Source organism: Methylobacterium sp. D53M (assembly GCF_053345625.1).
The window spans coordinates 62,116-75,420 of the sequence record NZ_JBKFAL010000021.1; the positions used below are offsets into that span (position 1 = coordinate 62,116).

Here is a 13,305-nt window from a genome sequence, read left to right on the forward strand (position 1 = left end):
CGGCTCCGGTCAGAGCGAGGCGAGGGCGACACCGCCCAGGGCCGTGAGCGCGACGACGATCCACGGCGCCACCCGACCGACCGTCAGCAGCACGAACGCCAGCACGGCCACGGCGAAATCGCGCGGGTTGCCGACCGCGCTGCTCCAGACGGGATCGTAGAGCGCGGAACCGAGGATTCCGACCACCGCCGCGTTGGTCCCGCGCATCGCGGCCTGGGCCAGCGGACGCGTCCGGAACGCGTCCCAGTAGGGCAGCGTGCCGTAGACCAGGAGCACGCCCGGCAGGAAGATCGCGACCAACGCGATGGCCGCGCCGACCACGCCGTGGGGCGACGGCCCCGCGACCGCGCCGAGGTAGGCCGCGAACGTGAACAGCGGGCCGGGCACGGCCTGGGCGGCGCCGTACCCGGCGAGGAAGGTGCCGGGGCCGACCCAGCCCGGCGCGACCACCTCGGCCTGCAGCAGCGGCAGCACCACGTGGCCGCCGCCGAACACCAGGGAGCCGGAGCGGTAGAAGGCGTCGAACAGCGCCAGGCCCTGGGATGGCAGGCCGGCGACGAGCAGATGGGGCACGACGAGGAGCAGGGCGAAGGCGACCAGCGCCGCGGCGCCGGCCCGCCGGGACACTGGGACCGCGAGGTGCCCCGCCTGCGCCTGCGGTGCCGCCCGGCAGAGGACGAGCCCGGCGAGGGCACCGAGGGCGATGGCGCCGAGCTGCCCGACCGAGCCCGCGACGAACACCGTGAGGAACAGGGCCGCCACCGCGATGCCGGCGCGCGGCCGGTCCGGTGCCAGGGAGCGGGCCATCCCCCAGACCGCCTGCGCGACGACCGCCACGGCGACGAGCTTGAGACCGTGGATCACGCCGTCGGCGACCGGACCCGACAGGGCCGCGGCGCCGTAGGCGAAGGCCAGGAGCAGCAGGGCCGAGGGCAGCGTGAACCCCGCCCAGGCGGCGAGCCCGCCCAGGAGGCCGCCGCCGCGGAGCACGCCGAGCGAGAACCCGACCTGGCTGGAGGCGGGCCCCGGCAGGAACTGGCACAGCGCCACCAGGTCGGCATAGCCGCGCTCGTCCAGCCATCGGCGCCGGGTGACCAGCTCGTCGCGGAAGTAGCCCAGGTGCGCGATGGGGCCGCCGAACGCGGTCAATCCGAGCTTGAGGAAGGCGCGGAAGACCTCTCCCACGGAACCCGGCGCGCCTGCGGACGCGGACTCGGGCCGCCCGGGCTCAGCGGACGATGAGGCGTCGGTCATGGGCGGCCTGGGTCCGGGCGTGTCGCGAAGGGGCGGGCGTGGCTGGCGTCCAACGACCGGCACCGGGCACCTCGGGGTCGAGCCGCGTCCGGATGCCGTTCGGGAAGAACACCGCCGGGCGTATTACCAAGCTTACCACCCGGCCTACCAGCAGGCGCACCAGGATGACCCGATCCGTTTCCGCGGTTCGCGGGCGGACGTGCCGGGAGCGTATCCGTCACGTCCTCGCGAACAGACGGAGCGGCCCTGGGGCGTTCGCGGGACTGATCCGCTCCGCTCGAGGCCGGCGAGGCCGGGCGCGGGACGAACCGCGCAGGATACCATCCCGGCCGGGCGGGATGTCACCGGACGAGTCTCGGCCTTCTTCCCGGCCGAGCCCGTGCTCGCGGCGGCCCGACGCGGCGCCGCAGCGACCGGAATCTCACGTCGGCATCCACGTCCCGGCGGCGGACATGGTCCCGCCGCCAGAACCGGTGTAATCCCGTACCCATGAGCCCGGACCGGCAGATCCTGCGCCTGATGGCGGCGATGATCCTCGCGATCGTCGCCTACGTCGCGCCGTCCGCGGCCCAGGCCCACGAGGGCCATGCCCACCACGGCCACCGCGCGGCCGCGGCGCAGCCGAGGGCGGTCGCCCCGGTCGCCGCGTCCGTACAGGTGACGCCCGCCGCCCGGTCCGCGGCGCCGGCATGGTCCAAGGTCGGCCGCGCCACCGTCGCGGCGGCGCGCGTCGAGCCGGCCGAGGACGGGTGCTGTCGTCCGGGCCGCGAGACCCGCTGCTGCGGGACGATGGCCTGCTGCGCCACCGGCGTCCTCGGGGGGCCCCCTGGCCTGTCGCCGGACCTGTTCGGCGCCGTCACGCTGGTCCCGGGCGACGTCGCCGGCCGCACCGGCCTCGGCCCCGAGGCCCTGCCCGAGCCCCCACGAACCCGCGCGTGAGATGAGGCGCGCCCGAGGCGCGCGACGCCCGAGGTGCGCCCGCCCGTGGCCGCGCCCGGCATCCCCATCGCGAGGATACCGTTTCCATGTCGACCCGTCTTGCCGCCGCCCTCGGCGCGGTGGCGCTGCTCGCCGCCGTCCCGGCGGGGCCCGCCCGCGCCCACGAGGGCCACGACCACGGCGCCGCCCAGCCCCCCGTCTCGAAGACCATCGCCCCGCGCGGCGAGGCCTTCTCCGACGCCTTCGAGCTGGTCGCCATCCCGCGCGACGGCGCCCTGACCCTGTTCCTCGACCGCTTCCGGACGAACGAGCCGGTGACCGGCGCGACGATCGAGGTCGAGACCCCCGAGGGCCCGAGGACAGCCAGCGCCACGCCCGGGGGCGGCTACACGCTGCCGGCCCCGTGGCTGTCGAGGCCCGGCCGGCACGACCTCGTCGCGACGGTCACCGCCGGCGACGCGGTCGACGTGCTGCCGGTCACGGTGACCGTGCCGGCCGATGCCGGCGCCGCAATTCCCGCCGAGCCGGCCGCGGCACGGGCGGCGCTCGCGCGCGTCTCGGAGGTCGCCCGCGGCGTCCGCCAGCGCCTCGGCGCCGGGGACCCGATCCTGGTCGGCGCGGTCGCCGTCGCCTTCCTGCTCGGCGTCCTCGTCACCGCCCTCGCGCGGGGCCGCCGCGGCGTCCCGACGGCGGCGCTGATCGCCGTCGGCATCACCCTCGTTCTGGGCACCGCCGCCTTCGCGCACGGCGACGACGACCGCGAAGCCCCCGTGCGGGGGGCCGCGCTGACCGGGACGCGCCCGGCCGCGCCGTCCGCGTCGGACCTCGCGCAGCGCCTGCCCGACGGATCCGTCTTCGTGCCGAAGCCCACCCAGCGCCTGCTCGCCCTGCGCACGACGATGACCGAGCAAGGCAGCTTCCACCGCTCGGTCGAGCTGCCCGGCCGCATCATCCCGGACCCGAACGCCAGCGGCGTCGTGCAGTCCTCGGTGGGCGGTCGCCTGTCGCCTCCGCCCTCGGGCCCGTTCCCGCGCCTCGGCACGCGGGTGCGCAAGGGCGAGATCCTGGCCACGGTCACACCGCCGATCCAGGCGGTCGACGTCTCCGACATGCGCCAGACGCAAGGGGATCTCGACCAGCAGATCTCCATCGTCGAGCGCCGGGTCGACCGCTACAGGCGGCTCGCCCTGACCGGCGCCGTGGCCCAGACCCAGCTCGACGACGCCCTGGCCGAGCTCAAGGGCCTGCAGGACCGACGGTCGGCCCTCGACAGGATCAGGCGTGAGCCGGAGCCGCTCGTCGCGCCGGTCGACGGCGTCGTCGCGCAGGCCGCGGCGGTGGCCGGTCAGATGGCCACCCCCGGGCAGATGGTCTTCCAGGTCGTCGACCCGGGCCGCCTCTGGGTCGAGGCTCTGAGCTTCGACGCCCTCGCGGCGGCGCAGGACGCCACGGCACGGCTCGCCGACGGCCGGACCCTCAAGCTCGCCTACCAGGGTTCGGGCCTCGCCGACCGCAACCAGGCCATCCCGGTGCAGTTCGCCGTCCAGGGCGACGCCTCGGGCCTGCGGGTCGGGCAGTTCGTCACCGTGCTCGCCGGGACCGACACCGAGCAGGCCGGGCTGGCGCTGCCGCGCGCGGCGGTCGTGCGCGCGGGGAACGGGCAGGACGTCGTCTACGAGCACACCACCGCCGAGCGCTTCGAGGCGCGGCCGGTCCGCGTCGAGCCCCTCGACGGCGGCCGGGTGCTGGTGGCGGAGGGGGTCGGGCCCGGCAAGCGGGTCGTGACGCAGGGCGCCGAACTCCTCGACCAGGTCCGCTGAGGGATCCGCCGATGTTCACCGTCCTCGTCGGACAATCGGTCCGCAACCGCCTGCTCGTCCTCGCGCTCGCCGCGGTGCTCGTGCTCTACGGCGCCTTCACCGCCACCAAGCTGCCCGTCGACGTCTTCCCCGACCTCAACAAGCCGACCGTCACCATCATGACGGAGGCCGAGGGCTACGCGCCCCAGGAGGTCGAGCAACTCGTCACCTATCCCATCGAGACCCGGATGAACGGGCTGCCGGGCGTCACCCGGGTGCGCTCGGTCTCGGGCGTGGGATTGTCCATCACCTACGTCGAGTTCGACTGGGGCACGGACATCTACCGGAACCGGCAGCAGGTCGCGGAGCGCCTCGCCCTGGTGCAGGACCAACTGCCCCGGAGCGTGACCCCGGTCATGGGCCCGATCTCCTCGATCATGGGCCAGATCCTGCTGGTGGCGGTCACGGGCGACACCGCGACCCCCATGCAGGTGCGCGAGGTCGCCGACTTCACGATCCGGCCGCGGCTGCTGACCATCCCGGGCGTCGCGCAGGTCATCCCCATCGGCGGCGAGGTGCGCCAGTTCCGGGTCAGCCCGAACCCGGCCGCCATGCGCGCGCTCGCCGTCACGAACGCGCAGCTCGAGACGGCGCTCGCCCGGTTCGGCACCAACGCCGGCGGCGGCTTCACCGACCAGAACGCGCGCGAGTACCTGATCCGGAACATCGGCCGGACCATGAGCCTCGACGACCTGCGCAGCCTGGTGGTCGCGACGATCAACGACGCGCCCGTCCACCTGAGGCAGGTCGCCGAGGTCTCCTTCGCCGCGAAGGTGAAGCGCGGCGACGCCGGCTACATGGCGAGGCCCGCGGTCATCGTCTCGGTCGAGAAGCAGCCGGACGTCGACACGGTGCGGCTCACCCGCAGCATCGAGGCCGCCCTGAAGGAGATGGGCCCGACCCTGCCGTCCGGCATCAGGGCCGACCGAATCCTGTTCCGCCAGGCCGACTTCATCGAGACCTCGATCCGCAACGTCGCGCGTGTCCTCGTCGAGGCCGTGCTGGTGGTGGCGGTGGTGCTGTTCGCCTTCCTGCTGAACGTGCGGACGACGGCCATCTCGCTGCTGGCCATCCCGGTCTCGGTGCTGACGACCGCGGCGGTGTTCCACCTGTTCGGGCTGTCGATCAACACGATGACGCTCGGGGGGCTGGCCATCGCCATCGGCGAGCTCGTCGACGACGCGGTGGTGGACGTGGAGAACATCTACCGACGGCTCGGCGACAACCGGCGGGCGGGCAACCCGAGAGGCGTGCTCCAGGTGGTGGTGGAGGCCTCGAACGAGGTCCGCTCGGGCATCGTCTACGCGACGCTCATCATCATCCTGGTGTTCGTGCCGCTCTTCGCTCTGTCGGGCATCGAGGGACGCCTCTTCGCCCCGCTGGGCGAGGCCTACATCATCTCCATCCTGGCGAGCCTGCTCACCTCCATCACCCTGACCCCGGTGCTGGCGTCCCTGCTGCTGCCGGGCCTGAAGACGCTGGAGGAGCACGACAGCCGACTCCTGAAGCGGCTCAAACGCGGCAACGCCGCCCTGCTGCGGGTCGCGTTCCGGCACCAGGGCCTGCTCGTCGGCACGGTCGCGGTCGCGGTGGTCGCCGCCGGCGTCGCGGCCTGGACCCTGCCGCGGGCCTTCCTGTCGCCGTTCAACGAGGGCTCGTTCACGGTCAACATGACCTTCAACCCGGGCATCTCGCTCGCCGAGAGCAACCGGGTCGGGCTGATCGCCGAGAAGCTGCTGCTCGACATCCCGGGCGTGAGGACGGTGGGCCGCCGCACCGGCCGGGCCGAACTCGACGAGCACGCCGAGGGCGTCCATGCCTCCGAGATCGAGGTGGCCCTCGACGCGGGTGCCGAGCGCCCGAAGGAGGCGCTGGTCGCCGACATCCGCGGGCGCCTCGCGGCCCTGCCGGTCGCCGTCAACGTCGGCCAGCCGATCTCGCACCGGCTCGACCACATGCTCTCGGGCGTGCGCGCCGAGATCGCGCTCAAGGTGTACGGGGAGGATCTCGACGCCCTGCGGCGGGTCGCGAACGCCCTGCGCGACCGGATGGCGGCGATCCCCGGCCTCGCCGACCTGCAGGTGGAGCGCCAGGTCCGCATCCCGCAGCTCGAGGTCCGCGTCGACTACACGCGGGCGGCCCTCTACGGGGTGCAGCCCGCGGCCGTGGTCGAGCAGATCAGCCGCCTCTCGAACGGGCGCGTGGTCTCGACAGTGGTCGACGGCGTGCGCCGCTTCGACGTGGTGCTGCGCCTGTCCGAGGACCGCCGGACCACCGCGGGCCTGGGCGACCTGCTGCTGGAGACGCCCTCGGGCTGGGTGCCGGCGCGCCAGGTGGCCGACATCCGCGAGACCGACGGCCCGAACCAGATCCTGCGCGAGAACGCCCGGCGCCGCATCGTGGTGCAGGCCAACACCGACGGCGGGAGCGACATGGCCACCGTCGTTGCGGCCATCCGCGAGGCGATGGCGAAGGAGCCGCTGCCACCGGGCTTCTTCACCAGCCTGGAGGGGACCTTCCAGGCGCAGGAGGAGGCCAGCCGGACCATCGCGGTGCTCTCCGCGGTGTCCCTGGCGCTCGTCTTCGCCATCCTGTTCAGCCGCTACAGGTCGACGGCGCTCGCCCTGATCATCATGGGCAACGTGCCCCTGGCGCTGATCGGCTCGGTGGTCGCCCTGTGGCTGGCCGGGCAGCCGCTGTCGGTGGCGTCGATGATCGGCTTCATCACGCTGACCGGCATCGCGGCGCGCAACGGCATCCTGAAGATCAGCCACTACCTGAACCTGTCGCTGCACGAGGGCGTGCCGTTCGGGCTTGACCTCGTGGTGCGCGGCAGCCTGGAGCGGCTCACCCCGGTGCTGATGACCGCGCTCGCCGCCGGCGTCGCGCTGGTGCCGCTGCTCTACGACCCGGCGAGCCCGGGCAAGGAGATCCTGCACCCGGTGGCGGTGACGATCTTCGGCGGCCTCGTCAGCGCGACGCTGCTCGACACCGTCCTGACCCCCGTCCTGTTCCTGCGCTTCGGCCGCGCGCCGCTGGAGCGGCTGCGCGCCCTCCACGCCGACACGCCGGCCCACCCATCCCCGGACGGCGCCCGCCCGCGCCCGGCCGAGGCCTACTGACCCGCACAACCCAACTGATCCGCACAACCCAGGAGAACCGGGATGATCCTACCGAGACTGGCCCTGATCGCCGCCCTCCTCGCCGCGTCCGCCGTCTGCGCCCACGAGACCGCCGGCCAGCACGGCGGCCGTGTGACGGATGCCGGCAGATTCCACGTCGAGCTCGTCGCCAAGGGCGAGGCCGTCGACGTGTTCCTGTCCGACGAGGGCCAGAAGCCGGTCCCGGCCGCCGGCTTCAAGGGCACCGCCATCCTCGTCGTCGGCGGCAAGCCGACCCGCGTGCCGCTCGAGCCCGCCGACGGCAACCGCATGACCGGCAAGGCCGCGACCGCGCTCGGCGCGAGCCCCAAGGGCGCGGTGCAGCTCACCGGCCCGGACGGCGCGACCGCCAGCGGCAAGTTCAACTGACCCCACCGGGAGAGAACGATCCATGACGCACCTCCGCACCCTTCTCGCCGCCGCCCTGCTGTCGACCGGGCTGGCCGGGGCGGCCCTGGCGCAGGGCATGCACGACCACGGCTCCATGTCCGGCAAGGACATGGGCTCGATGAAGCCGAACCCGAAGGACGACGCCTCGACCAAGGCGTTCAAGGCCGCCGACACGGCGATGATGAAGGACATGGACGTCCCCTATACCGGCGATGCCGACGTCGACTTCCGCAGGCACATGATCCCGCACCACAGGGGCGCGGTCGCCATGGCCAAGGTCGCGCTGAAGCACGCCAAGGATCCGGCCACCAAGGCGATGGCGCAGAAGATCATCGACGATCAGGAGAAGGAGATCTCCGACATGGAGGCGTGGCTGAAGCGGCACGGCCAGTAGCCGCCCGCGCCGGGACCGGAGACCGGGGTGGTCCCGACCCGCCCCGATGGAGGTGCCTCACCCGCGCCAGAGCGGGGCGAGGCGCCCCCGCGCCTGACGCGGGCGCCGTTCCCGGTCAGGCGCGGGACGGGATGCCCGGTCCCGCCCTGGCGGCGCGACCGGGACCCGGCCGAGCGTCGACAGCCCGCGATCCCGGCCGCTTGACAGCGTATTCGTTCTGGTCTGTTATTTCTGTCATGACAGAAATAACAGACATGCCGAGTCCCCTGCCGGCCGCGGTCGAGCGCTTCGTGCTGCACTGGGGCGATCTGGGCGGCCAGTGGGGCGTCAACCGCTCGGTCGCGCAGATCCACGCGCTCCTCTACCTCTCCGAGCGCCCTCTCGCCGCCGAGGACATCGCCGGCATGCTCGGCATCGCGCGGTCGAACGTCTCGAATTCCCTGCGCGAGCTGCTCGGCTGGAACCTGATCCGCCGTGTGCCCGTGATGGGCGAGCGCCGCGACCACTTCGCCGCCGAGACCGACCTCTGGGAGATGGTCACGCGCATCGCCGCCGGCCGCAAGGAGCGCGAGATCGATCCCGCCATCGCGGCCCTGCGCGCCTGCGTCGCCGAAGCGGACGCGGACCCGGCGCTCGGGGCGGTCGCCAAGCGGCGCCTGCGCGCGATGCTCGACTTCACCGAGTCGATGGAGCGCTGGTACGGCCAGATGCTCAACGTGCCCCGGGGCACGCTGGCCAAGCTCATCCGGCTGGGCGGCCGGATCGTGAAGTTCCTGCCGGCCAAGGCTGAGTGACGATCCGAGGGTCGTCTTCAGGGAGCCGGACCGATCGAGGGGCCCAGGTGACCGCGATGGGACATGTCCGTCGAGCCGATGCGGGGCCGTCCCGCGCGTTCTCCCCCGCCCGGTCGCTCACCGAGCCGGGCGACCTGCTGGACCTGCGCTTCCGGGCCCTGATCCCGGAACGCGCGTGGGCGAGCCTGTCGCCGGCCGTGCGCCGCCGCTTCGGGAAGCGGCTCGCGCAGGGGGCGAGCGCGGTCTATGTCGGCCACGTCGTCGCGATGGACGTCAGCCGCTTCGGCTGGCTCGTCGCGCAGGCGACGCGGCTGGTCGGCGGCCCGCTGCCTCTGGAACGCCAGACCGGCCGCGCCGGCGTCGTCACCGTCACCGAGGACCCGGATGGCGGCGGTCAGGTCTGGACGCGGCTGTACGCCCGCGCCTCCGGCTTCCCGCAGGTGATCCACTCGGCCAAGCGCTTCGCCGGTCCCACCGGCCTGGAGGAGCATGTCGGCGCCGGCGTCGGCATGAGCCTCACGGTGGCGGTCGAGGACGGGGCGCTGACGTTTCGCAGCCACCGCTACTTCATCGACTGCCTGGGGCGCCGCCTGCACCTGCCGGGCTGGCTCACCCCCGGCGCGCTCACCGTCACCCACGCCGATGCCGGCGGGGACGCGACGCCGGGCGCCTTCCGCTTCATCCTCGACATCGCCCACCCCTGGTTCGGGCGGCTGATCCACCAGGAAGCGGTCTTCCAGGACGCCGAGCCGGCGGGGCAGGGAGAGGCGGCGTGAGCACGGTCCTGGTCTTCGGCGGGTACGGCGGCTTCGGGGCTCGCCTGTCGCGGCGGCTCGCGGAGGCCGGTCACGACGTGGTCGTCGCCGGCCGCCGCCTGGCGCGGGCCGAGGCGTTCTGCGCGGCCCATCCCCCGTGCCGTCCCCTTCAGGCCGACCGCAGCGGTGCCGTCGCGCCCCTGCTGGAACGCGTCCGTCCCGACCTCGTGATCGATGCGGCCGGCCCCTTCCAGGGCAGCGGCTACGCTCTGCCTCAGGCCTGTATCGCCGCGGCGATCCCGTACCTCGATCTCGCGGACGGCCGGGCGTTCGTGACCGGCATCGGCCAGCTCGACGCCGCCGCACGCGCGGGCGGCGTCGCGATCCTCTCCGGTGCATCGAGCGTCCCCGCCCTGTCCGGTGCCGTCGCCCGTCGCCTGGCGCAGGGGATGGAGGCGGTCACCGCCGTGGAGATCGCGATCAGCGCCTCGAACCGCGCGACCGCCGGGACGTCGGTCGCCGCGGCCATCCTGAGCTACGTGGGCCGGCCGATCCGGCTCTGGCGCGGACAGCGCTGGTCGGCGGGTGTCGGCTGGCAGGCGTTGCGGCGCGAGCACTTCGCCCTGTCCGACGGCGCGTCCCTCGGCCGCCGCTGGCTGGCCCTGGCGGACGTCCCGGACCTCGATCTCCTGCCCGGCCGGCTTCCGGGCCGGCCGGCGGTCAGCTTCAGGGCCGGGACCGAACTCGCGGTGCAGACGATCGGCCTCTGGTGCGCGAGCTGGCCGGTGCGCTGGGGCTGGATCCCCTCCCTGCAGGGGCTCGCGCGCGGGCTTCTCCTGGCGCAGCGGCTGACCGCGCGCTGGGGCTCGGATCGGTCCGGCATGGTCGTCCGGATGTTCGGCACGGCCGCAGGGCGCCGCGTCGAACGGCGCTGGACCCTCCTGGCGGCCGACGGTCATGGCCCGGAGATCCCGGTGCTGCCGGCGGCGATCCTGGCCGAGCGGATCCTGGAGGGTGCGATCGCGCCCGGGGCGCGCGACGCCGGGACCGCGCTCGACCTGTCCGATTTCGAGCCGAGCTTCGCGCGCCTGTCGATCCGCCACGACGTGCGGGAGTCGGGACAGGCCGATGCGCTCTACGCGCGCGTCCTGGGTCCGCGCTTCGCCGAACTCGCGCCGCGCGTCGCGGCCCTGCACGGCGTGCTGCGCGAGGCGGGGGCGCACGGCCGCGCCGTCGTGCGACGGGGCCGCCACCCCGTCGCGCGCGGCCTCGCGGCGCTCCTCGGATTGCCGGTCGCGGGCGCGCACGATCTCCACGTCGGCTTCAGCGAGGCGCGCGGGGTGGAGCGCTGGACGCGCGCGTTCTCCGGTCGCCGGTTCACGAGCGCGTTCTCCGAAGAGCGCGGCTGCCTCGTGGAGCGGTTCGGCCCGCTCCGCTTCAGGTTCGACCTCGCGCCCGAGGGCGGCGGCCTGCGCATGGTGCTGCGCGGCTGGTCCGTCGCGCGGCTGCCCCTGCCGCTGGCGCTCGCACCCCGCACCGCCGCCCGCGAGTGGGAGGAGGCGGGGTTGTTCCGCTTCGACGTCTCGATCGCCCTGCCACGCGTCGGGCTGGTGGTGCATTACCGCGGCTGGCTCGACACGGACGATCGCGCGGGCCGTCGATCCGGCTTCGTCCCGGGCGCAGAGCCGACCGCGCCGCCGCGGAGCAGACATCCGGCACAGGGCCCATCCCGGCCACCCGGCGGGGATCCCGGGCCGGTAACGGCCCTGCCGATCGCGTCATCGCGTGCCCGCGCCCCGTCCCGCAGCGGGCACGGTCCGGAGCCGCGTCACGGGCGGGTCTGAGCCGAGGCACCGCCATCGGCCGCGCGACCCTTCAGATTCGCGGCCGCCGCGGCATAGCCGCCACCGGCACCGTCGATGAAATGCATGTGCCCGCTGCCGGGGACCGGAGGGCTGATGCAGGTCAACTGCGCAGCCGCCTGGCGCTGCAGGCCGAAATGGCAGATCCCCTGCGCCTCCGCGCCGGCGAGCTCCGCCTCGAGGCGATCGGCGAAGGCGCGGGTGCAATCCAGCGTCATCCGCAGCGCGTCATCGTACTTCCGGAAATCTGTGTTGCCCACGATCTCGCGCCGCAGAACGGCGGGATCGAACGCGCCGACCCGCGCGCCCGTGCGGTAGATCAGGTATTCCGGTATCGATCGCGCCGCGAGGCGGAACTTGGCCCAGAAGCGGCTCCTGCGAGAGCCCGGTATCGCGCGCAGTTCGAGGTCCAGTCCCGCCCACGGTCCGCGCATCTCCGGTCCCGCGTCCTGCATCGGGCGCGCGACCTCGGCGCTGATCTCGAGCCTCTGCAGGAGCTCCTGCACGAGTTGCCGGAAGGCCGGCGCGTCGCCGCTGTGCTGGGGCACGAGCATGAGCGAGAGCATCAGCTCGTGCCGGGGACGGATCTCCTGCCAGCGGCAGGAGAGGCCGGTCAGGTCGGGCTGGGTGCCGGCCTCGGCCGGTGCGATAGCGTGGTCGCCGGCCTTCATGGCCGCCTCTGCCCAGGGCAGCCCACCTCCGCTGAACATGGCATAGGAAACGTGGGCGCTGGGCGCGTAGCGCGCCACGCGCACGTCGAGCGCGCGATCGCGCACGGCCGAGACCGGCACGAGAGCGGTGCGCAGCTCCAGTTGCAGCGCCTCGCGGACCCAGCTGGCCGTCGCCGCCAGCGCGTCTCTCGCGGCGTCCGCGTCGTCCGGGGCGACGGCGAAACTGGCCCCGTCGCCGCCGAAGACGAAGGGGAATTCGCGCCGGCCGAGTGCGTTGGAGACCGCCGTGATGATGGCTGCGCCGGCCGCATTCACCGCCTTGTAGCGGCCAAGCCCGATCTGCTGCCGGGAGCCGACGACATCGGCCACGCCGAGCCACCAATCCGCGGGCAGGGGCCGGTAGAGGCCTGGATCCATGAGGCTGGAGAAGGCGGTGAACCGGGGCAGACTGTCGTAGAAATCCGGGGCCGCGCGGCGTGTCGCCGGTTCGCGTTCCTGACCTGCACCCATCGATGTCCCCACCGCCATCGCCCTGCTCCTCGGCGCAGCGCCAGGGCGCCGTGACGCGCCCGGATCGCGTCACCGATACCATCCTCGGTGAGACAACCCTCACCACGCTCACGTGCCGCCCTCAAGCGAGGGCGGCACGTGAGGTCCGAATTCGCGGCCGCTACGAGCTGTCGCTCGATCCGCGGCCGATGCGGCTCGGATCACGAGAGTCGGGCGGCATCCCCGGGACGGATGGGGCTGGGGTCGCCGTCACGGATCCCGTCGTCGGAGCGAGGGGTTGCGGGATGGCGTCGGTCAGCCGGCCGCCGCCGCGTGCAGCGGCGGCCGATCGCGTGACGGAAACGCGCTCCGTCGAAGATGGTCGCTCAGCTAGCCGCACACGCGCTCATGGCCGAAGAAGACAGGATTGTAGATCGCGCGGCAGTCGCCGAAGTTCGGGCCGAGGAAGGAGCTGTTCGCGGGATAGCCCCAGCTGAACCCGCCGAAGCGCCGACGGAATCCACGGCGGTAGAAATGGCGATGGTGACCGAACCCGCCGTGCCTGAAGCCTCCGTGCCCGAACCCGCGATGGCCGAAGCCTCCGTGATGGCCGAAGCCTCCGTGTCCGAAACCGCTACGGCCAAACCCGCGGGCGTCGGCACTGGCGGCACCACCGGCCAACGACGCGGCCGCGAGACCCGCCACCATCAACATCTTCGTCGAGATCATCTTCATCG

General features: G+C 73.6%; 11 protein-coding genes. 8 read left to right on the top strand and 3 right to left on the bottom strand.

The window, feature by feature from the left end; translation table 11 throughout:
* Positions 1-9 precede the first annotated feature (9 nt).
* On the bottom strand, positions 10-1,254 hold the full coding sequence (chrA, locus tag ACLBYG_RS24030) for a chromate efflux transporter (RefSeq protein WP_447683143.1): 1,245 nt from the start codon (positions 1,252-1,254) through the stop codon (positions 10-12).
* A 489-nt stretch (positions 1,255-1,743) separates the two neighbouring features.
* Between chrA and ACLBYG_RS24035 the strand changes: the two genes are divergently transcribed.
* The 8 genes from ACLBYG_RS24035 to ACLBYG_RS24070 all read left to right on the top strand — a co-directional run bounded on the left by ACLBYG_RS24035 (position 1,744) and on the right by ACLBYG_RS24070 (position 11,390).
* Positions 1,744-2,193, top strand: a complete 450-nt coding sequence (locus tag ACLBYG_RS24035; RefSeq protein ID WP_447683144.1) for a hypothetical protein — start codon at positions 1,744-1,746, stop codon at positions 2,191-2,193.
* Between the two features lie 86 nt (positions 2,194-2,279).
* The gene (locus ACLBYG_RS24040) at positions 2,280-4,013 is read left to right on the top strand and encodes an efflux RND transporter periplasmic adaptor subunit (RefSeq protein ID WP_447683145.1); all 1,734 of its coding nucleotides are present in this window, start codon (positions 2,280-2,282) and stop codon (positions 4,011-4,013) included.
* A gap of 11 nt (positions 4,014-4,024) precedes the next feature.
* Positions 4,025-7,174, top strand: a complete 3,150-nt coding sequence (locus tag ACLBYG_RS24045) for an efflux RND transporter permease subunit (protein WP_447683146.1) — start codon at positions 4,025-4,027, stop codon at positions 7,172-7,174.
* 42 nt (positions 7,175-7,216) lie between these two features.
* Positions 7,217-7,582, top strand: a complete 366-nt coding sequence (locus tag ACLBYG_RS24050; RefSeq protein WP_020094869.1) for a hypothetical protein — start codon at positions 7,217-7,219, stop codon at positions 7,580-7,582.
* Positions 7,583-7,604: 22 nt separating this feature from the next.
* Positions 7,605-7,997 (top strand): CopM family metallochaperone, encoded by a 393-nt coding sequence (copM, locus tag ACLBYG_RS24055; protein ID WP_091681661.1) that lies wholly within the window; start codon positions 7,605-7,607, stop codon positions 7,995-7,997.
* 236 nt (positions 7,998-8,233) lie between these two features.
* Positions 8,234-8,791, top strand: coding sequence for a GbsR/MarR family transcriptional regulator (locus tag ACLBYG_RS24060; RefSeq protein ID WP_056530495.1), 558 nt, complete (start codon positions 8,234-8,236; stop codon positions 8,789-8,791).
* Positions 8,792-8,847: 56 nt separating this feature from the next.
* Entirely contained in the window at positions 8,848-9,567 is a 720-nt protein-coding gene (locus ACLBYG_RS24065) for a DUF4166 domain-containing protein (RefSeq protein WP_447683147.1), read from the top strand.
* Positions 9,564-11,390, top strand: coding sequence for a DUF4166 domain-containing protein (locus tag ACLBYG_RS24070; protein WP_447683148.1), 1,827 nt, complete (start codon positions 9,564-9,566; stop codon positions 11,388-11,390). Before ACLBYG_RS24065 ends, ACLBYG_RS24070 begins: the two co-directional genes overlap by 4 nt.
* On the opposite strand, the gene ACLBYG_RS24075 is transcribed toward ACLBYG_RS24070, so the two are convergent.
* On the bottom strand, positions 11,375-12,607 hold the full coding sequence (locus ACLBYG_RS24075; protein WP_447683149.1) for a DUF3095 domain-containing protein: 1,233 nt from the start codon (positions 12,605-12,607) through the stop codon (positions 11,375-11,377). The two genes, ACLBYG_RS24070 and ACLBYG_RS24075, sit on opposite strands and share 16 nt — an antisense overlap.
* A 351-nt stretch (positions 12,608-12,958) precedes the next feature.
* Entirely contained in the window at positions 12,959-13,303 is a 345-nt protein-coding gene (locus tag ACLBYG_RS24080; RefSeq protein ID WP_447683150.1) for a hypothetical protein, read from the bottom strand.
* Positions 13,304-13,305 lie beyond the last annotated feature (2 nt).

Excerpts from the sequence above, each read along its gene's own strand:
- chrA (WP_447683143.1), bottom strand. The coding sequence starts at position 1,254 with ATGACCGACGCCTCATCGTCCGCTGAGCCCGGGCGGCCCGAGTCCGCG.
- ACLBYG_RS24035 (WP_447683144.1), top strand. The coding sequence starts at position 1,744 with ATGAGCCCGGACCGGCAGATCCTGCGCCTGATGGCGGCGATGATCCTC.
- ACLBYG_RS24040 (WP_447683145.1), top strand. The coding sequence starts at position 2,280 with ATGTCGACCCGTCTTGCCGCCGCCCTCGGCGCGGTGGCGCTGCTCGCC.
- ACLBYG_RS24045 (WP_447683146.1), top strand. The coding sequence starts at position 4,025 with ATGTTCACCGTCCTCGTCGGACAATCGGTCCGCAACCGCCTGCTCGTC.
- ACLBYG_RS24050 (WP_020094869.1), top strand. The coding sequence starts at position 7,217 with ATGATCCTACCGAGACTGGCCCTGATCGCCGCCCTCCTCGCCGCGTCC.
- copM (WP_091681661.1), top strand. The coding sequence starts at position 7,605 with ATGACGCACCTCCGCACCCTTCTCGCCGCCGCCCTGCTGTCGACCGGG.
- ACLBYG_RS24060 (WP_056530495.1), top strand. The coding sequence starts at position 8,234 with ATGACAGAAATAACAGACATGCCGAGTCCCCTGCCGGCCGCGGTCGAG.
- ACLBYG_RS24065 (WP_447683147.1), top strand. The coding sequence starts at position 8,848 with ATGGGACATGTCCGTCGAGCCGATGCGGGGCCGTCCCGCGCGTTCTCC.
- ACLBYG_RS24075 (WP_447683149.1), bottom strand. The coding sequence starts at position 12,607 with ATGGCGGTGGGGACATCGATGGGTGCAGGTCAGGAACGCGAACCGGCG.
- ACLBYG_RS24080 (WP_447683150.1), bottom strand. The coding sequence starts at position 13,303 with ATGAAGATGATCTCGACGAAGATGTTGATGGTGGCGGGTCTCGCGGCC.